Origin of the sequence: Thermoanaerobacterium sp. RBIITD (genome assembly GCF_900205865.1) — a bacterium.
Classification (GTDB): Bacteria; Bacillota; Thermoanaerobacteria; order Thermoanaerobacterales; family Thermoanaerobacteraceae; genus Thermoanaerobacterium.
This window is the reverse complement of the sequence record NZ_LT906662.1, coordinates 234,035-253,177: the sequence shown is the minus strand read 5'-3', so window position 1 is coordinate 253,177 and position 19,143 is coordinate 234,035. Positions and strand designations below refer to the sequence as shown.

Sequence of the window (19,143 nt, the reverse complement as noted above, 5' to 3'; positions counted from 1 at the left end):
AAATGCCTCTTCTAACATAAAATATAGAGGAGGTGTTTTTTAATTGAGAAAGAGAAGATGGGGAAAGAAAAGATTTAATATTTATCATATAAATAAATTTTACCTAAATGTATTTATTGGCTTGTTAACAATATCTATTATGTATTCATTTGTTGCTTATAGATTAAGGCCAGCATTACTTGCTGCCAGTGAGACGGTGGCACAGGATGTAGCCGTAAAGTCTATAAATAAATCAATAAATGAAAAAGTACTAAAAGGCATAGAATATAAAGATTTAATAAGTGTTAGGACTGATAAAAACGGTAAAGTATCTATGCTGCAAGCAAATACAATTGAGATGAACTTACTATCAACAAAAATAACACAAGATGTTCAAGATAATCTAAATAATATCGGATCTGTTTATGTAAAATTGCCACTTGGGGCATTGATATCGAAAGATATTTTTGCAAGTACAGGTCCAAGGGTTAAAGTAGGGCTAATGCCTATAGGTGTGGTAAATGTTGACTTTCAGTCAAGTTTTGAGCCTGCAGGCATAAATCAAACTCGGCATATAATATATCTTTACATAAAAGCAAATATTCAGATTATAGCACCACTTGTATCTGACAAAATACAAGTTTCAACACATATGCCTGTAGCGGATAGTATTATAGTAGGAGATGTGCCAGGAAGTTATGTTGATGTAAATGGTAATAAATATACTGTACCAATTCCCAATAATGGCAATTCAAATATAAACGTAGAAAGCAATTGACATTATATTAAAATATATGGTATAATGATATTTGTCAATAAGATGGGGGTGTAGCTCAGCTGGGAGAGCACCTGCCTTGCAAGCAGGGGGTCAGGAGTTCGAATCTCCTCATCTCCACCATAGGTTTGTAGCTCATGCGATAAGAGCGTACGCCTGATAAGCGTGAGGTCGATGGTTAAAGTCCATCTAAGCCCACCAAAACCCTTAGAGGGTCTTTTTTTATGCCTATATATGTAAAAGTAAAAATTATGAAGGAATTTCATGATTTTTGTCGAATAAGATTAATATCTTTATCTACGGGGTGCAAATATGTCTCATAATTTTGAATATGATAAAAAACTTGATAATATTGTTAAGAAAACTATAGATGTAATTGATAACAGCAAGGAACAGATATATGAAATATTGGAAAAGACTAGAAACGAATATTATGACCTTGAAAATGAAATAAATGATTTAAAAGTTCGCATAAAAGCTGCTATCAAAGATGTAGAGGTCTTAGAGAGAAAAGAAAAACGTTCAAAGCTTAAACTTGCATACGTAAGTAAGCAATTTAACAGTATGACGGAAGAAGCTATTAAAGAGGCATACGATGAAGCAAAAGAAATACAAATAGAACTTATTTTAAAGAGACGCGAAGAAAAAGATCTAATTTTAAGGAGAAATGAGCTTGAAAGAAAGCTATTAGAGTATAGGTCAATCGTTGAAAAGGCCGAAAAACTTTCGACACAAATAGGTGTAGCATTAGAATATTTAACAGGTGATTTAACCAAAATGCACATGCAATTTGAAGAACTAAAAGATAAGCAGCTTTTGAATATTCAGATCATTGAAGCACAAGAAGAAGAAAGAAAAAGAATAGCAAGAGAAATTCATGATGGGCCAGCACAAGCAATTGCAAATGTTCTTTTAAAAGCAGAATTGTGCGAAAAACTTATAAATAAGGACGTAGAAAAGTCAAAAGAAGAACTTAAAAATTTGAAGGATATTGCACAAGGCTCTTTAAAAGAAGTTAGAAAAATAATATATGATTTAAGGCCGTCAACTCTAGATGACCTTGGCTTAATACCGGCTGTATCAAGATATGTTACAAATTTTATTAAAGAAACTGGGATTAATGTAGAATTATCTGTATTTTCAGATTACAAAAGACTTAATCCAGAAATTGAAATAACATGTTACAGGGTTATACAAGAAGCATTAACAAATATATATAAGCATTCAAAAGCAAATAATGCAATAGTAAAGTTAGAGTTTGGAGATTGTTTTATAAGTATAATAATAAAAGATGATGGAGTTGGCTTTAACAGCGATACATATGAAAATGGTTTTGGATTATTAGGTATGAGGGAAAGGGTACAAATTTTAAATGGAAAATTTGAAGTAAATAGTTCTCTTAATGAGGGCACACAAATCTATGTATCCATACCATTAGGTGGTGATAAAAGTAATGATCAACGTTATGATAGCTGATGACCATGCACTTTTGCGTCAAGGATTAAAACAGCTAATAGAATTAGAAGATGATATGACAGTTACATATCAAGCATCAGATGGTGAAGAGGCATATAAAGTAGCAAAAGAATTCCCTCCAGATATAATATTGATGGATATTAACATGCCACATATAAATGGGATAAAGGCTGCGAAGATGCTTAAAGATGAAAGTCAAAAGTATAAAATACTTTTTTTGACAATATATAACGACAGAGAATATTTACTGGAGGCATTAAAAATCGGTGTTGAAGGATATATCCTAAAAGATGCCGACTCAGATGAGTTAATGAAAGCCATAAGAATAATATATAACGGGGGAATATATATTCATCCATCACTTGTAAATGAAATAAGGAATTTAAATGATGACGATTATAAAAAGGACCTTACAGAAAGGGAGCTGCAAATTCTATCATTAATTGCTAAAGGCTACAGCAATAAAGCAATAGCGAAAAAATTATATTTAAGCGAAAAAACAGTAAAAAATCACGTTTATAGCATATTTAAGAAGTTAGATGTGAAAGACAGAACACAAGCAGCCATATATCTTTTAAAAAATAAAAATATATACAATACTAATACATAAAATTTGCTTTTAATAGAAAAATATTTTATAGTTAATATATAATTAAAAAATAATAACCTGGGGGGTATTAGAATGGAGAATAATGATTTAAAAGAAATTGAAAAGAACTTTGGCTATAAAAATATTAATGGATGGCCTAGGGTAAGTAGCGAAGAAAAAGATAAGATATTCGAATTTGCCGAAGACTATAAAGTGTTTATGAGTGAATGCAAAACAGAAAGGGAAGTTGCAGATAGAATTATTAAAATAGCCGAAGAAAATGGATTTATAGATATTGAAACAGCTACAAATTTAAAGCCAGGAAGTAAAGTATATTATAATAACAAGGGAAAATCAGTAGTTATGGCAGTAATAGGAAATGAATCGATGCAGACGGGATTTAAAGCATCTGCTGCACATATTGATTCACCAAGGATTGATTTAAAACAAAATCCTTTGTACGAAGATGGTGGACTTGGATTATTTAAAACACATTATTATGGTGGTATTAAGAAATATCAGTGGGTTACAATACCACTCGCATTACATGGAGTAGTTGTAAAAGAAAATGGTGATAAAATTACTTTCAAACTTGGTGAAGATGAGAAGGATCCTATTCTATACATAACAGATTTATTACCACATCTCGGGAAAGAACAGATGGAAAAGAAAATGGCTGATGCAATAACAGGTGAGGCATTAAATCCAATAATTGGCAGTATACCTTTATCTGATGAAATTTCAGTAAAACCTAATTTGTTGAAACTTTTAAATGAGAAGTATGGTATAGTTGAATCTGATTTTTTGAGCTCGGAATTGGAGCTTGTACCGGCATATAAGCCAAGGGACATAGGTTTTGATAGAAGTATGATTGGTGCATATGGACAGGATGATAGAATTTGCGCATATAGTGTGCTAAGAGCAATACTTGATGTGAAAAATCCAGAAAAAACCGCAGTTGCTATCTTTGCTGATAAAGAAGAGATCGGAAGTATGGGCAATACCGGATTGCAATCAAGGTTTTTTGAAAATGCAATAGCAGAAATTCTCGAGAAACATGAGGGAACTACGGATATAAAACTGAGAAAGACAATGAAAAATTCTGAGTTACTATCTGCTGATGTTAGTTCTGCTTTTGATCCTTTATATCCGGATGTAAGCGAAAAACTAAATACGGCTTATATTGGGAATGGCATATGCTTAACAAAATATACTGGAGCTCGCGGAAAAGCTGGTTCAAATGACGCAAATGCTGAATTTGTTGCAAAAGTAAGAAGAATATTCAACGAAAATAACGTTATATGGCAGACAGGTGAACTAGGAAAAGTTGATATAGGTGGCGGCGGAACAGTAGCACAGTATGCTGCAAGTTATGGCATGGATGTTGTTGATTGCGGTGTCGCACTTTTAAGTATGCATTCACCCTATGAGTTATCATCAAAACTAGACCTTTACATGGGATATAAAGCATATAAATCATTCCTTGAAAGCAAGTAAAAAACCGGGTTAATCCCGATTTTTTTTATTTGCTTATACATATATTCGACGAACATCATGAAAAACCTTCAAGTAATATGTGGACATAGAGGAATTTTTATCAATTTATGATGTAATTGAATATATTAAAAAAGAGGAGGTGCTCAAATGAGATATGCTATTTTGGTATTCTATTCATATCAACATGCTGTATTATGTGAGAAAATCTTAAGACAAAATAATATACCAGTTGAGTTTATTCCAACACCGAGGTCTATAATGAACAGCTGCAGTCACTCTTTAAAATTTGGATTAGAGTTCGTAGAAGTTGTAAAAATAATCATACAAAGAATAAATATCCCTTATAAAGGGATATATGAGGTTGAAAAAACATATTATGGTTATAATGTCATAGGTGTTCGTTAGATTTACCAAAAAATATTGATTTTAATTTGTCAATTGTACCCATTTCCATTTTTTCATTTAACTTCGAATTTAATATGATTATTTTATTTTGCAGATCTTTTATCTGCTTTTTTAATCTTTCATTTTCTGAGAGAACACCATTATACATTGTATTTAAATTATCGACTTTTGAAGAATATTTAGCTTTGTCTTCATAAATTTTTTTTAAATTATCTTTTAATTCCTCTATACTTCTATTTTTTAATGAAACCTCATAGTTTCTCTGACTTAAATTCCTTTCAAGGCGTATTTTCTCTTTTTGCAGATTTTCTATTTTTTTAGATAAGGCATTAAGGTACTCTTGAACCTCCTTGATATAAAAAGTAAAATAACTTTCTTTATCGTATGATATTCCTGTAGTTTCTTCTGCTAAAGGTATATCCTCACCATTTAAATTTACATAAGATATTTTTTCGCATGTTGGATCGATTTTTTTAATGAATTCATAATTCAAAGGTTTTTCTGCTAATTTAAAGGGTTTGCTGAAACTATTGCCGCCGTCAGATGATATAGCATTATAAAACGAATTTTGCTGTATCCAGGTACACCATAAATTATTATTTATTATGCGCATATAAGGGTTAATTATATTGTCAGAAAATGAAAGTGTAATTTTTTTATCCCAAGAACCCTTTGGCCAACCTCCATCAACTTTTTTTCTGTATTTTAATTCTTTAATAATGTTTTCTTCTACCCAACATATGTGAATATTTCTTTTATCATCTATTTTTATATTTGGATAAGATATAGAAACAGCTTCAGATATAATTGTCTTTTGCGCCCAAATATCATTTATATACGTAGTATAATAAATTCTACAAATATTTTCATTTGTAATATACACTACATGCAATATTCCGTAATTATCGACATCGACATTATAAAATGGCTTCAAACTACTTTTGATTACAGCTATTTCGTTGATTTTCCATACATTATTAAAGCAATAATGTTTAAGTCTTATATTTCTCGAACTTGATTTATTATGCTCCATAAAAAAGACATGAATTTCGTTTTTTACAATAAATAATCTTAAATTATCAATAAAGATGTTATTCTCATTATAATGATATATTACACTTTTTGTCACTTTTTTATCTTTATACGAAACAATTACTAAATTTTGTTCTTTACTAAAGTAAACTATATAAAGATCTTTATTTGAATCAAATGAAGCGTCAAAATCACTATTAACATTATCTATTATGTTTATTTCTTTAGATGCTTCATCAAGAGAATTGATAGTGATATTATTATTTTTTATGTTGAGAATATATTTTCTGCCATCTTTATCTATTAAAACCTTGTCCATAAAATACCTCCTTTCAATTAAAATATATTCATAGTTTGTAACAAATATTATGGGTACTACGTATATTGTAATTAGAAAAACGAAATCTTCAATATCAATTAAAATAAATCTAAGGGGGAAATAAAATGGCATTTGCTAAAAAATTAATTGGACAGCAAGAAGTAGGACCAGGTCCTGTTGAACCAGGCCAACTTCCAGAACCGACAGAAATAACTTGCATAGAAGTTACAAAGATATACGATGCTTGCTCACAAAGATTATGCCTTGACAATATACCACCAATACCATTTGTCCCGACTATTACAAATCCGACATTTGGTCGCTGTGAGAATGTTACTGTAACACTCGTAAGTCCTCCTGGATTTACTATTACACCTATTCCTGAAAGACCAGGATTTGCAAGGGTACAGGCAACATTCCAAGTAACATATGATGTTATTATTACAAATGCATCTGGTGATGTTCAAACATTAACAGGATTAACAACTACATTTTCAAAAGATATAGTACTTTATGTACCGGAACCTGCGACTGCAATTATGAAATACGAGGCGGTTGCTGAATGCTTATTTGGAAGAGTAAATGTTGGAACGCCAACAACAGTTGAAGTAATTATAGGTGTATGGATTATAATAAAATCAGCAATGGATGTACAGTTGCTTGTTCCATCATATGGATTCTGTCCTGTACCGCCTGAATGTGAAGAATTTCCTACAAATGTTTGCGATGAGTTTATGTCAAGACCATTCCCACCGATATTCCCACCGCAAAAAGCTCCGTATTCACCATATTGATAATAATGAACAAAAAAGCCAGCAAAAGCTGGCTTTTTACATAAATGCTTTAGGAGGGGTATTGTGAAGATATTATTTATAACTTTTATAGATATATTAAATTCGTTGCCACAAAGGAGCCACCATATTATAGAATTTCTAAAAGGTAAATATGATTTGACTGTAGTATTCTGCCGTTATGATGACTTAGGTATATTAAAGAAGAAGGATGAAATGATAAAATATATAGGTATACCAGTAAAATTTGCGAGTCTTTTTAGTCCGATGACACTTTATAAAAGTTATATTGAACTTGATAGTGAAAAATACGATGTATGTATTGCACAAGGTCCATGGGCAGGCATAACAGCAGTAGAACTTCTCAAGGCAGGAAAAATAAATTTTTTGGCCTATGAGGACATCGACTATTTTCCAGCTTTCTTTGAATATGAAGATGTTTATAATAGGACTAAATACATGGAAAAATACTGCATAGAAAACTCTGATGTAACATTTAGTGTTAATCAACATTTAGTAGAACTGAGGGAACATATGACTGGGATTACACCATATTACATACCAAATGGTGTTAATTACGAAATCTTTAAAAATGAAAAAGCAATACATGAAGGTATTTGTCTCATATTCAGTGGTTCTCTGGAACATTGGTCTGGAATGGAATTGCCTATAAAAGCATTACCAATTTTAAGAAGAGAGTGTGGAAATGTATATATTGAAATTATTGGTAGAGGTAAATATGAACCTACACTTAGAAAATTGGCAAGGGATTATATGGTAGATGATTATGTACATTTTAATGGAATAGTAAAATACAATGATTTACCAAATTATTTTAAAAAAGCGGATATTGGATTATGCACTTTATTTCCGACGGAACTAATAAAATATTCTTTTCCTTTAAAAGCGATAGAATATATGGCATCAGGGTTGCCTGTTATTGCAACTGATATAGGGGATCTTGGTGATTTGATAAAAAATAATGAATGTGGTATAACAATAGAGTATAATATTATTGATTATATTGAAAAAACCATAGAATTAATCAATGGAAAAAATAAAATGATGATATGTGGACAAAATGGTAGAAAATTGGCGATATCATATGATTGGAACGAAATTTTCAAAAAAGAAATGAAAATCATTTATGAAAAACTAAATAAAGGGATAAAAATAAATTGAAGGGTGCGTTAATTATGAGTGAAAATATAAAAGATGATATATTGCTGAGATTGAAGACAATAAAAGGCCATATAGCAGGAATAGAGAAAATGGTTGAAGAAAACAAAGGATGTTCTGATGTGCTTTTGCAAATTGCTGCTGTTCGGTCATCACTTGAAAAGGTTGGATTGTCTATTATCAATGAACATGCACAGGAATGTCTTCTTTCAAATGAAGATGGCAAAATATCATTTGAGGATATGCAAAGTGTAGTTAATTTATTAGTTAAATTTCTTAAATAATAGTTGAATATAATAAAGTCCTATTATATAATAAAGTTACCACCCCCTATATATAAGGGGGGTAAAGGAGGGTGACAAATGATTAGTAAGGATATGATTGTATTTGATGTACTAGAGAAATATCCAAAGCTCGAAAATGTATTTAAAAATAATGGTATAAGATGCTTTGGATGAGGTGGTGCACTCTACATGAGTATCGAGCGGGCCGCTCGAATGTATGGGGTAAACTTAGAAAATTTATTAAAAGATCTAAATAATAAAATTAATCAAGATTAGGTTTATGTCTAATAGGGTTTGATTTTTTTCAAACCCTATTAAAATTGTTAAAGATATTTAATAATATTGATAATCTATTATAAAAGATGTATAATATTTATGAAAGAGGTGTTTCACATGAGGGTTCATGGTGTTGTTGATAGAATTGAAGATGATGTAGCTGTTGTTGTACTTGACGATGAAAAGAAAATAAATATTCCTGTAAAATATCTTCCTAGCAATGTTATGGAAGGGGACGTTATTGACATCTCTTTAAATGTAAATAAAGAAGAAACAGTTAAAAGGGCACGTAAATTGAAAAAATTAATGGAAGATGTATTTGAAGAAGATTAATTTTTTACGTGTTTATTTGTTAATAATTTAACTATTATGTACGTAAATATAATTTTGTAGTAAGATTATTGTATACAGTATACGGGGGATTTTTATGACTATTACTGTTTGTGTTGGAAGCTCATGCCATCTTAAAGGTTCATATGACGTTATCAATATACTAAAAAGATATATAAAGGATTATAATCTTGAGGGCAAAGTGGAGCTAAAAGCAGATTTTTGTATGGGCAATTGCATGAGGGCAGTTTCTATTAAAATAAATAATGGTGAATGTCTTTCTATTAAATCAAATCTAGTTCAAAAATTTTTTAAAGAAAATATTTTGGCAAATATAAAATGAGCGTTATTAATTTTAAGAAAGCCAACTGTAGAAACTGCTATAAATGTATAAGATATTGCCCTGTAAAAGCTATAAAAGTTAATAATGAACAAGCGGAAATAGTTGATTACATGTGTATCGCTTGCGGAAGATGCTTAAATGTATGCCCGCAAAATGCTAAAACAGTGCGCTCGGATATCGAAACGGTTAAGATGTTTTTGAATAAAGGGGAGAAAGTTATCTTTACTGTAGCACCTTCGTATCCAGCACTTGTAGGCTATGAGAATTCATTTAAATTTATTAATGCTCTTAAAATGTTAGGACCTGATTTGATTTTGGAGACATCCATTGGTGCTAAGCTAATAACAAAAGAGTATGAAAAATACTATAACGATTTGTCATATGACAATTTGATTACTACGTCATGTCCATCAGTAAATTATTTAGTCGAAAAATATTATCCAGAATTAATAAATTGTCTTGTACCTGTTGTGTCACCAATGATAGCTATTGGAAGGACAATAAAGAAAATCTATGGTGATAAAACAAAAGTTGTATTTATAGGACCGTGTCTTGCTAAAAAAGTTGAAATGAATGATTTTAGTTGTGAAAATGCTATTGATGCAGTTCTTACTTTTGAGGAAATTAATGACTGGTTAAAAGAAGAAGAAATTGATGTAGAGAGTCTTGATGATTATAGGGATTTTAACGATGTAGATATTCCTTTTGAATTATATCCAATTGAAGGTAAAACAATCGACTGTATGGATGTAGATTTGAATATACGTAATGTTGTTTCGGTTTCTTCTATTGATGAAATTAGGGGTTTGCTAAATGATATAAAGTCTGGTGTTTTGCATGGATACTGGATAGAAGCGAATACTTGTAATGGCAGTTGTATCAATGGTCCAGCATTTGGTAAAATAAATAAAAGCATTGTCAAAAGAAGAGAAGAAGTATTGAATTATTCAAAATTAAAAAGTCAGTACCATGCTAAAAATACTTTAAATATAGATTCAATACCAGACCTTACAAGAAAATTTATTAATTTAAGCGATAAATGGAAAGTACCATCTGAAGATGATATAAAAAATATATTGTCACGGATTGGTAAATTTACAAAAGACGATGAATTAAATTGCGGTGCATGTGGATATGATACATGTCGTGAAAAAGCTATTGCAGTATATAACGGTATGGCTGAACCCTATATGTGTATGCCATACATGAGAGGAAGGGCCGAAACATTATCGAATATTATCATCGGTTCTACACCTAATGCTATAATTGCTATTAACAATAAATATGAAATACAAGACATGAATAGGGCATTTGAAAAGATGTTTCTTGTAAATTCTGCTATGCTTAAAAACGAGGATTTGTCATTAATAATTGATATATCAGATTTTAAAGATGTCATAGAAAATAAGAAAAATATATATAACAAAAAAGTATCCTTTAAGAATTATGGCATAGTTGCAATAGAGAGTATTTATTATTTAGAGGAATATAAAATTGCAATTGGAATTTTTACAGACATAACCAAAATTGAAAAGCAGAAAGATGCTCTTTCTAAGGTAAAAAAAGAGAATTACGAACTTGCACAGCAAGTTATAGACAGACAAATGAAAGTAGCTCAGGAGATAGCAAGCCTTCTTGGAGAGACAACAGCAGAAACGAAAGTGATATTGACAAGGATGAAGGATATGCTATTGAATCAAGGTGATAACGAATGAGTTACTATATTGATGTTGCACATGCTTCACTGAATAAATATGGTGAAGAATTGTGCGGTGATAGTGTACAAATTATACGTAAAAAAGATTATGTCATGGCAGTACTCGCAGATGGCCTTGGTAGTGGAGTAAAAGCTAACATTTTATCAACACTTACATCTAGAATTGTATCAAAGATGCTTGATATGGGCTCTAAATTATCTGATGTTGTTGATACAGTGGCACATACTTTACCAATATGTAGCGAAAGAAATATAGCATATTCTACATTTACAGTAGTATCGATAGAAGGTGATAATGTTCATATTGTTGAATATGATAATCCTTCAGTATTTTATTTTAAAAATGGCCTTCCTAAAAAAATTAATAAGGATTTAATAGTCATAGGCGATAAGAAGATATACGAAAGTTCATTTAAGCTAGAGTTAAATGATACTTTAGTACTTGTATCAGACGGGGTTATACATGCCGGTGTTGGAGGCATCTTAAATCTCGGTTGGCAATGGGAAAATGTATCACAGTATTTAGAGAAAACTATAAAGGTGTTAGATGACTCTTCAGATATATGTTACCAACTTATAACAACGTGTAAAAATTTGTATAGAAATAAGCCTGGTGATGATGCTACTGCTATAGTGATTAAAGCAAATGAATCTAAAAAAGTTACAGTTATGATAGGACCGCCAATTCTTAAAAATATGGACGAATGGGTTGTTAAGAAACTGGTAAAAAGTGAAGGATTGAAAGTAGTATGTGGTGGTACTGCTGCAAAAATTGTAGGAAGAGTACTAAATAAAAAAGTATTGACTACAACTGATTATATTGACCCTGATATACCTCCTATTGCTAAGATAGATGGTATTGATTTAGTAACAGAAGGTGTGCTAACTCTAAGAAGGGTTGTAGAACTTTTTAAGGATTACATTGAAAATAATAATGTAGATTTACTTAAATATTCTAAAAAAGATGGCGCAACAAAATTATTTAAGATATTAAATTATTCTACGGATATTAATTTTTTAGTCGGTCAAGCCGTTAATAGTGCACACCAAAATCCTGATTTTCCTACAGATTTAAGGATAAAGATTAAAATCGTAGAAGAACTTATTGATTTATTATACAAGTTAAATAAAAATATAGAAGTTAATTATTTTTAGAAGGGGTAGATAATCTTGTTTAAATTTAATTCCGATATTCAGATGTTAAAGTATGAGGTATTATACAAAGTAGCAAAATTAACATTAGAAGATAAGCTGGATGAAGAATATGATGAAATACCATACGAAATAATTCCTGGCACAAAACCTAGATTTAGATGCTGTGTGTATAAAGAAAGAGCTATCCTCGAGCAGAGAATAAAAGTAGCGATGGGTAAAAATTTAAAAAGAACTATGAAATATGCCATCGAAGGCGAGGAACCCATTATACAAATACTAGATATAGCCTGTGAAGAATGTCCTATCAAAAGATACAGGGTTACAGAAGCATGTCGTGGCTGTTTAACACATAAATGTACAGAGGTTTGTCCGAAAGGTGCTATATCTATTATAGATAAGAGAAGTCATATAGATTATGATAAATGTATTGAATGTGGCAGATGTAAAGATGCATGTCCATATAATGCGATATCAGATACTTTAAGACCATGCATACGCTCTTGTACAGCGAAAGCAATAACTATGGATGAAGAATTAAAAGCGGCTATTAATTATGAGAAATGTACTTCATGTGGAGCGTGCACATTGGCATGCCCATTTGGTGCTATAACAGATAAATCATACATCGTAGGCATAATAAGAGCTATAAAAAGCGGAAAAAAGGTTTATGCATTAATTGCACCTGCTATAGCATCTCAATTTAAAGATGCAACAGTAGGGCAAGTTAAATCTGCTTTAAGGAAATTAGGATTCACAGATGTTATAGAAGTTGCACTTGGAGCTGATTTTGTTGCAACAGAAGAGGCAAAAGAATTTAGCGAAAAAATAGGTGATATAAAAGTCATGACAAGCTCATGCTGCCCTGCATTTGTGACACATATTAGGAAAAGCTATCCTGAACTTGCTGAAAATGTATCGACAACAGTATCACCTATGACGGCTATCTCAAAATACATTAAAAAGTTTGATCCTGCTGCATTAACTGTTTTTATAGGTCCATGTACCGCCAAAAAATCAGAAATCATGAGAGATGAAATTAAAGGAATAACGGATTATGCCATGACATTTGAAGAAATGGTGGCTGTACTTGATGCAGCGGAAATAGATATCAAAGAGCAGGAAGACATGAAAGTTGAGGATGCAACACTGTTTGGAAGAAAATTTGCAAGGTCTGGCGGCGTATTAGAAGCTGTGAAAGAAGCAATAAAAGAAATGGACGTTGATATAGAACTTAATCCAGTTATTTGCAATGGACTTGAGGAATGCAATAAAACTTTAAAAATAATGAAAGCGGGAAAACTTCCCAATAATTTTGTAGAAGGAATGGCATGCATTGGCGGATGCATTGGAGGTGCTGGTGTTATCAATAACAATGTAAATCAAGCAAAGTTAGCAGTAAATAAATTTGGTGATACATCGACATACAAAAATATAAAAGAAAGAATTGACCAGCTCGATACAGATGAAGTTGATTTTCATGTGCCACACGAAAAAAAAATACAAATAAATCATTGAAAGAAGCTTAAAAAGAGAATCAAAACTTTCTCTTTTTAAATAAAAGTATAAGTATTAATATGTTTATCATAGGGGTTCGATTTGTCGAACCTTTTAATTTTCTTTTTAGAGTTGAAATATAAGCTGACATTAACATATAATATATATGTTAAATATAGAAAATATGTGAGGATTGGTATAAATGGAAGTGTACCTCGACAATAGCGCAACAACGAGAGTTCGAAAAGAAGTAATTGATAAAATGGTTGATGTATTGGATAATGAATATGGCAATCCTTCATCGATACATTTAAAAGGATATAGAGCTGAAAAGATCCTTGATGTGTCAAGAGATAGTGTAGCAAAATTAATAAAATCTGAGAAAGATAATGTAGTTTTTACGTCCGGTGGTACAGAATCAAATAATTTTGCCATACGTGGTATAGCATATGGAATGAAGAGGATGGGAAATCATATTATTACCTCAAAAATCGAACATCCATCTGTCTTAAATGTCATGAAACAATTAGAAGAAGAGGGGTATAATGTTACATATCTTAATGTAGATAAAAATGGCAAAATTAATTTAGGAGAGCTTGAACAAGCTATAAACGATAAAACCATACTCATTTCGATAATGGGTGTAAATAATGAAATAGGTACAATCGAACCTATTGATATGATAGCTAAATTAAAAGAAAAATCAAATATAGCTTATTATCATGTAGATGGTGTACAAGCTATCGGTAAAATTGATATAAATGTAAAGGATCAAAATATAGATTTATTATCAATAAGTGGTCACAAGATACATGGCCCAAAGGGTATTGGTGCGCTTTATATAAAAAAAGGTACTAAAATAAAACCTATAATATATGGTGGTGGGCAAGAGCGCAATCTTAGATCAGGTACAGAAAACTTGCCGGGTATTGCAGGCCTTGGATTAGCATGTAAATTAATAAGCGAAAATTTTAAAACTTATACATCAAAACTAATGGCCCTAAAAAAGAGGTTATATGACGGAATTATTAGTGAGATAACTGATGTTCATTTGAATGGTCCCGATATTGATAATGGCGCACCGCAAATATTAAATGTGTCTTTTTTGGGCGTAAGAGGTGAAGTGCTATTACATGCTTTGGAAGAAAAAGGTATATATGTTTCAACGGGTTCTGCTTGTTCATCACATAAAGAAACTGAAAGTCACGTTTTGAAATCAATTGGACTAAGCCATGATTTTATTGAAAGTGCTATTAGATTTTCACTTGGTTTATTTAATACAGAAAATGAAATTGACTATACGATTGATACCCTAAAAGAAAAAGTTAATCTTTTAAGAAAGTATAAAAGGAGGTAAAAATGGATTTAATCTTAGTAAAATATGGTGAATTAGCATTAAAAGGTGACAATAGGACATATTTTGAAAACAAACTTGTAAAAAATATAAAAAATGCATTAAATGGATATGAAGATATAAAAGTGGAGAAAACTCACGGCAGAATTTATATTGAATATCCAGGAAATGTGAATGATATCATTGATAAATTAAAAAAGGTTTTTGGTATAGTCGGTATTACGATTGCTAAAAAAGTTGATTTAAACATTGAAACAATATATAAAACCGCCATTGATATAATGAGAGAGCATTCAGGAAAGAGCTTTAAAGTAGAGACTCGTAGACCAAATAAATCATTTCCCTATGAGAGCATGGAAATAAGCCGTATGGTTGGAGCAAAGGTGTTAGAAAATGTAGACAATATTTATGTTGATGTTCATAATCCCGACGTTATTTTAAATATTGAGATACGTGAAAGGGCTTACTTATATATAGGTGTTATAGACGGCATTGGAGGTATGCCACTTGGTACAAATGGAAAAGCGATGGTGCTTTTATCAGGTGGAATTGATAGCCCTGTTGCTGCATGGATGATGATGAAGAGAGGCGTTGAAGTAGAAGCTATTTACTTTCACAGTCCACCATATACGCAGGAAAGAGCTAAGGATAAAGTTATTGATTTGTGCAAGACATTGACTGAGTACGGTCAAATAATATATCTTCATGTAGTTAATTTTACAGATTTTCAGCTCGCTATTTATGATAAATGTCCTCCCAAAATGACAACTATAATAATGAGAAGAATGATGATGAGAGTAGCCGAAAATATAGCTAGGAAATATGACGCTATGGCACTTGTCACAGGCGAAAGTTTAGGACAGGTTGCGAGCCAAACAATTGAGAGTCTTTACTGCACAAATGCAGTAGTGAAAATGCCCGTTTTTAGGCCTTTAATTGGTATGGATAAGAGTGAAATTGTAGAGTTAGCGCAAAAAATTGGAACATATGACATATCAATAAGGCCTTATGAAGATTGCTGTACTATATTTGTACCTAAACATCCTCTTATAAAACCTGTACTAGAGGATGTAATTGAAGGCGAGAAAAATTTAGATTATCAATATTATATTGATAATCTAAACGTAGAGCAAATTAAAATAAAACCTGAGTGAATATTAATTATTGTAATAAGGGTTCGATAAATCGAACCCTTATTCGTTGTATGAATTTGAATATTAAGATCACTAATTTATTAAATTGCTTAAAAAATATTTTATTTTTAATTTTATTTTATACTTTTATACAACATTGTTTTAAGAAAAGATTAATATATTGAAAATAAAAATTAAAATAATTAAATATTAAACAAAATATTATAAAATATATTGAAATAAATATTGAATATATTGATACATGTGTTATAATATAATCAACAATAAAAAATTGATACAAAAAGAAGAAATTTTGGGTGGTGATATATTTGAATGAAGTAATTGGAAGATGCCCTATATGCAATGAAAAATTCACTGTTACAAAACTTACCTGTCCTAAATGTGGCACATCTATGGAAGGTGATTTTGAGATGTGCAAATTCTGTTATTTATCAAAAGAACAGAGAGACTTTATGGAAGTCTTTATAAAATGCAGAGGCAATATTAAAGAAATGGAAAAGGAGCTTGGCATTTCATATCCAACAATAAGAACTAAGCTTGACAATCTTATAATTGCTTTAGGTTATAAAGTTGAGGAAAGGCCGACTGTAAATAAAAAAGAAGTGTTAGAAAGGCTGGAAATCGGAGAGATAACGGCACAAGAAGCACTGAAATTATTAAAAGAAGAATGATTAGAGAAGCATATATGAATGAAGAGATTTAAGGACTTCTAATTCTTCTATTAATGTAGGCAACATTGAAAAAGGATGTGGAATTTCTTTTAATCTGAATACAACAAATGGAAGATGTAAGGTTGATTTTCCTGCATTGTATTTAGATAATAGAAGCGGAAATTATGCAGAAGGTAAAACAGAAAATTATGAGTTATCTAATAAAAAGGTCGAGATAGTTGCATTAACATCAAACGCTAATATTAATATAATTAAAGGAGGTTTCATAAATAGATGATGAAAAGAAATGCTATGATATAAATTAATATCTAACGTAAAAGCTTGATATCATTGACTATCACTAAAGGAGCTACAGCATCGGCCCATGGATAATATTTACGATCCATGGGCTAAAATTTTAAAATTAAAAACCCTGTAAGAAAATCATTTAGCTATTTTATACATTAAACCGAAATACAACAACATCTCCATCTTCCATAACATAATCTTTGCCTTCGAGTCGCATTAATCCTTTTTCTTTTGCTGCTGTTTCAGAGCCGGATTCAACATAATCCTTATACGATATTACTTCAGCTCTTATAAATCCCTTTTCAAAGTCTGTATGGATTTTTCCAGCCGCTTGCGGTGCTTTTGTACCATTTTTTATTGTCCAAGCTCTTACTTCTTTTGGGCCGGCTGTGAAAAATGTAATAAGACCGAGCAAAGAATATCCGTGCCTTATTATATTATTTAGTCCTGGTTCCTTTAAACCATATTCAGAAAGTAGTTCGCTTTTTTCATCATCTGGTAATGATGATAGTTCTTCTTCAATTTTCGCTGATATAACTATTACTTCGGATTTCTCATTTGATGCATATTCTTTAAGTTTTTTCACATATTCATTTTCTTCCCCTGATATAAGGTCGTCTTCAGATATATTTGCAGCATACATTACAGGTTTTGATGTCAATAACATAAGCTGATTCACAAAAGCCTGTTCTTCTTCATCAAAATCGATATTACGTACAGGTTTACCAGCATCTAGTACATTTTTAATTTTTTCTAATATATTAAGTTCGAACGCAGCAGTTTTATCATTTTTGGCATACTTTGAGGTTTTTGCAATGCGCTTTTCTATAACTTCCAAGTCTGCAAGCACTAATTCAAGTGTTATAATTTCTATATCTCTTATTGGGTCTATATTACCTTCCACATGCGTAATGTTGCTGTCTTCAAAACACCTTACTACATTTAGTATCGCATCAACTTCTCTTATATGTGATAAAAACTTATTTCCAAGTCCTTCACCTTTACTTGCACCTTTTACAAGCCCCGCTATATCCACGAATTTAATAGTTGCTGGAATTATTTTCTGTGGATTTACTATTTTAGCAAGTTCATAAAGTCTATTGTCAGGAACTGATACAATTCCGACATTTGGTTCTATTGTACAAAAAGGATAATTCGCACATTCAGCACCGGCCTGTGTTATAGCATTAAAAATTGTACTTTTACCAACATTAGGTAATCCTACTATACCTATTTCCATCTATATTCCTCCGTGATGTTTTAAAATTTTATGTATAAAAATTTTTACAAATTGCATCAAATAGAATTATATATGAAATATGATAAAAGTTCAAATGATATTGAGATATACCAAAAATATACATATGGTATAATAATAAATTACATTTATGTGAGCAAAATATTTATGGGAGGTGTTTGAATTGAAAAAGGCAAGAAACTTTTTTTTAATGTTATTAGCTTTGATAATGGCTTTAACTATATCATTAACAGGTTGTAAGCCTGCTAAAAGACCCAGTCCTACAAGATATACACCACCTGCACCAAGGATGACAACACCGGCACCGCAAAGGACGCCAACAACACCTGCACCAACAACTCCGGTACCGGCAAGAAGACCGGCACCTGAAAGTGCTAGAGCAGCAAGAATTGCGACAAATGTTGCTAAAATACCGGAAGTAAATAAAGCGACAGTCGTAATATCGGGTAACACTGCTATTGTCGGTATTGATATGAAATCAAAGGTACAAGGTGCACATGAGACTGAAGTTAAGAAGAAGGTTGAAAAGATTGTAAGAGATACTGATAAGGGAATAAAACATGTTTCAACTACATCGGATCCAGATCTATATACACGACTCAATAATATTGCAAAAGGTATAGCCGCTGGCAGGCCATTATCAGAATTTACTAAACAGATTGCAGAGATTTTAAAGAGAATCACACCAAGTGCATAGGATAAACTCGGGGAAACCCGGGTTTATATTTTGTTGACACAAAATAATATTTGAAATATAATTAAGGTCAATTGGATTAT

Annotated in this window: 20 protein-coding genes and 1 tRNA gene; 19 read left to right on the top strand and 2 right to left on the bottom strand. The window is 31.2% G+C overall.

Annotated features, from left to right (window positions below; all coding sequences use genetic code 11):
* Nucleotides 1-43: 43 nt before the first annotated feature.
* The 6 genes from yunB to CPG45_RS01240 all read left to right on the top strand — a co-directional run bounded on the left by yunB (nt 44) and on the right by CPG45_RS01240 (nt 4,721).
* Complete coding sequence (gene yunB / locus CPG45_RS01270) at nt 44-757, top strand: sporulation protein YunB (protein ID WP_096230271.1); 714 nt, start codon at nt 44-46, stop codon at nt 755-757.
* 44 nt (nt 758-801) lie between these two features.
* Nucleotides 802-877, top strand: a tRNA-Ala gene (locus CPG45_RS01265).
* A gap of 189 nt (nt 878-1,066) precedes the next feature.
* Nucleotides 1,067-2,230 carry a sensor histidine kinase gene (locus CPG45_RS01255; protein ID WP_096230270.1) on the top strand — a complete coding sequence of 388 codons (1,164 nt, stop codon included), beginning with the start codon at nt 1,067-1,069 and terminating at the stop codon, nt 2,228-2,230.
* The gene (locus tag CPG45_RS01250; RefSeq protein WP_096230269.1) at nt 2,208-2,840 is read left to right on the top strand and encodes a response regulator; all 633 of its coding nucleotides are present in this window, start codon (nt 2,208-2,210) and stop codon (nt 2,838-2,840) included. The genes CPG45_RS01255 and CPG45_RS01250 overlap by 23 nt, the downstream gene beginning before the upstream one ends.
* Nucleotides 2,841-2,912: 72 nt before the next feature.
* A complete protein-coding gene (locus tag CPG45_RS01245; RefSeq protein WP_096230268.1) occupies nt 2,913-4,316 on the top strand; it encodes an aminopeptidase in 1,404 nt (467 codons plus the stop codon).
* Between the two features lie 147 nt (nt 4,317-4,463).
* The gene (locus tag CPG45_RS01240; protein WP_096230267.1) at nt 4,464-4,721 is read left to right on the top strand and encodes a putative Se/S carrier protein; all 258 of its coding nucleotides are present in this window, start codon (nt 4,464-4,466) and stop codon (nt 4,719-4,721) included.
* Here the strand turns inward: CPG45_RS01240 and CPG45_RS01235 are convergent.
* Entirely contained in the window at nt 4,705-6,072 is a 1,368-nt protein-coding gene (locus tag CPG45_RS01235) for a hypothetical protein (protein WP_096230266.1), read from the bottom strand. The genes CPG45_RS01240 and CPG45_RS01235 overlap by 17 nt on opposite strands.
* 125 nt (nt 6,073-6,197) lie before the next feature.
* Between CPG45_RS01235 and CPG45_RS01230 the strand changes: the two genes are divergently transcribed.
* From CPG45_RS01230 to CPG45_RS01175, 12 genes are all read left to right on the top strand, one after another.
* On the top strand, nt 6,198-6,866 hold the full coding sequence (locus CPG45_RS01230; protein WP_096230265.1) for a hypothetical protein: 669 nt from the start codon (nt 6,198-6,200) through the stop codon (nt 6,864-6,866).
* Nucleotides 6,867-6,929: 63 nt separating this feature from the next.
* On the top strand, nt 6,930-8,045 hold the full coding sequence (locus CPG45_RS01225; protein ID WP_096230264.1) for a glycosyltransferase family 4 protein: 1,116 nt from the start codon (nt 6,930-6,932) through the stop codon (nt 8,043-8,045).
* A 14-nt stretch (nt 8,046-8,059) separates the two neighbouring features.
* Entirely contained in the window at nt 8,060-8,326 is a 267-nt protein-coding gene (locus tag CPG45_RS01220; RefSeq protein WP_096230263.1) for a metal-sensitive transcriptional regulator, read from the top strand.
* A 78-nt stretch (nt 8,327-8,404) separates the two neighbouring features.
* On the top strand, nt 8,405-8,500 hold the full coding sequence (locus CPG45_RS01215) for a DUF1858 domain-containing protein (RefSeq protein WP_096230262.1): 96 nt from the start codon (nt 8,405-8,407) through the stop codon (nt 8,498-8,500).
* A 219-nt stretch (nt 8,501-8,719) separates the two neighbouring features.
* On the top strand, nt 8,720-8,935 hold the full coding sequence (locus CPG45_RS01210) for a DUF3006 domain-containing protein (protein ID WP_096230261.1): 216 nt from the start codon (nt 8,720-8,722) through the stop codon (nt 8,933-8,935).
* Nucleotides 8,936-9,029: 94 nt separating this feature from the next.
* Entirely contained in the window at nt 9,030-9,275 is a 246-nt protein-coding gene (locus CPG45_RS01205) for a (2Fe-2S) ferredoxin domain-containing protein (RefSeq protein WP_096230260.1), read from the top strand.
* Nucleotides 9,272-10,990 (top strand): [Fe-Fe] hydrogenase large subunit C-terminal domain-containing protein, encoded by a 1,719-nt coding sequence (locus CPG45_RS01200; RefSeq protein ID WP_096230259.1) that lies wholly within the window; start codon nt 9,272-9,274, stop codon nt 10,988-10,990. Before CPG45_RS01205 ends, CPG45_RS01200 begins: the two co-directional genes overlap by 4 nt.
* Nucleotides 10,987-12,147, top strand: coding sequence for a SpoIIE family protein phosphatase (locus tag CPG45_RS01195; RefSeq protein WP_096230258.1), 1,161 nt, complete (start codon nt 10,987-10,989; stop codon nt 12,145-12,147). The genes CPG45_RS01200 and CPG45_RS01195 overlap by 4 nt, the downstream gene beginning before the upstream one ends.
* A 15-nt stretch (nt 12,148-12,162) precedes the next feature.
* Nucleotides 12,163-13,662, top strand: coding sequence for a 4Fe-4S dicluster domain-containing protein (locus tag CPG45_RS01190; protein WP_096230257.1), 1,500 nt, complete (start codon nt 12,163-12,165; stop codon nt 13,660-13,662).
* A gap of 181 nt (nt 13,663-13,843) precedes the next feature.
* Nucleotides 13,844-14,998 (top strand): cysteine desulfurase family protein, encoded by a 1,155-nt coding sequence (locus CPG45_RS01185; protein WP_096230256.1) that lies wholly within the window; start codon nt 13,844-13,846, stop codon nt 14,996-14,998.
* Between the two features lie 2 nt (nt 14,999-15,000).
* Nucleotides 15,001-16,149 carry a tRNA uracil 4-sulfurtransferase ThiI gene (thiI, locus tag CPG45_RS01180; RefSeq protein WP_096230255.1) on the top strand — a complete coding sequence of 383 codons (1,149 nt, stop codon included), beginning with the start codon at nt 15,001-15,003 and terminating at the stop codon, nt 16,147-16,149.
* A 308-nt stretch (nt 16,150-16,457) separates the two neighbouring features.
* Nucleotides 16,458-16,820: a DUF2089 domain-containing protein gene (locus tag CPG45_RS01175; protein WP_096230254.1), complete on the top strand. Its 363-nt coding sequence runs from the start codon at nt 16,458-16,460 to the stop codon at nt 16,818-16,820.
* A 436-nt stretch (nt 16,821-17,256) separates the two neighbouring features.
* Here the strand turns inward: CPG45_RS01175 and ychF are convergent, their stop codons facing one another.
* A complete protein-coding gene (ychF, locus tag CPG45_RS01170; RefSeq protein ID WP_096230253.1) occupies nt 17,257-18,348 on the bottom strand; it encodes a redox-regulated ATPase YchF in 1,092 nt (363 codons plus the stop codon).
* Between the two features lie 181 nt (nt 18,349-18,529).
* Here ychF and CPG45_RS01165 point away from each other — a divergent pair, with 181 nt between their 5' ends.
* Complete coding sequence (locus tag CPG45_RS01165; protein WP_096230252.1) at nt 18,530-19,063, top strand: YhcN/YlaJ family sporulation lipoprotein; 534 nt, start codon at nt 18,530-18,532, stop codon at nt 19,061-19,063.
* The last annotated feature ends 80 nt before the right edge of the window (nt 19,064-19,143 follow it).

Coding starts and splice junctions, on each gene's coding strand:
- CPG45_RS01235 (WP_096230266.1), bottom strand. CDS start 6,072: ATGGACAAGGTTTTAATAGATAAAGATGGCAGAAAATATATTCTCAAC.
- CPG45_RS01205 (WP_096230260.1), top strand. CDS start 9,030: ATGACTATTACTGTTTGTGTTGGAAGCTCATGCCATCTTAAAGGTTCA.
- CPG45_RS01220 (WP_096230263.1), top strand. CDS start 8,060: ATGAGTGAAAATATAAAAGATGATATATTGCTGAGATTGAAGACAATA.
- CPG45_RS01255 (WP_096230270.1), top strand. CDS start 1,067: ATGTCTCATAATTTTGAATATGATAAAAAACTTGATAATATTGTTAAG.
- CPG45_RS01215 (WP_096230262.1), top strand. CDS start 8,405: ATGATTAGTAAGGATATGATTGTATTTGATGTACTAGAGAAATATCCA.
- CPG45_RS01230 (WP_096230265.1), top strand. CDS start 6,198: ATGGCATTTGCTAAAAAATTAATTGGACAGCAAGAAGTAGGACCAGGT.
- ychF (WP_096230253.1), bottom strand. CDS start 18,348: ATGGAAATAGGTATAGTAGGATTACCTAATGTTGGTAAAAGTACAATT.
- CPG45_RS01245 (WP_096230268.1), top strand. CDS start 2,913: ATGGAGAATAATGATTTAAAAGAAATTGAAAAGAACTTTGGCTATAAA.
- thiI (WP_096230255.1), top strand. CDS start 15,001: ATGGATTTAATCTTAGTAAAATATGGTGAATTAGCATTAAAAGGTGAC.
- CPG45_RS01250 (WP_096230269.1), top strand. CDS start 2,208: ATGATCAACGTTATGATAGCTGATGACCATGCACTTTTGCGTCAAGGA.
- CPG45_RS01200 (WP_096230259.1), top strand. CDS start 9,272: ATGAGCGTTATTAATTTTAAGAAAGCCAACTGTAGAAACTGCTATAAA.
- CPG45_RS01240 (WP_096230267.1), top strand. CDS start 4,464: ATGAGATATGCTATTTTGGTATTCTATTCATATCAACATGCTGTATTA.
- CPG45_RS01185 (WP_096230256.1), top strand. CDS start 13,844: ATGGAAGTGTACCTCGACAATAGCGCAACAACGAGAGTTCGAAAAGAA.
- CPG45_RS01210 (WP_096230261.1), top strand. CDS start 8,720: ATGAGGGTTCATGGTGTTGTTGATAGAATTGAAGATGATGTAGCTGTT.
- CPG45_RS01195 (WP_096230258.1), top strand. CDS start 10,987: ATGAGTTACTATATTGATGTTGCACATGCTTCACTGAATAAATATGGT.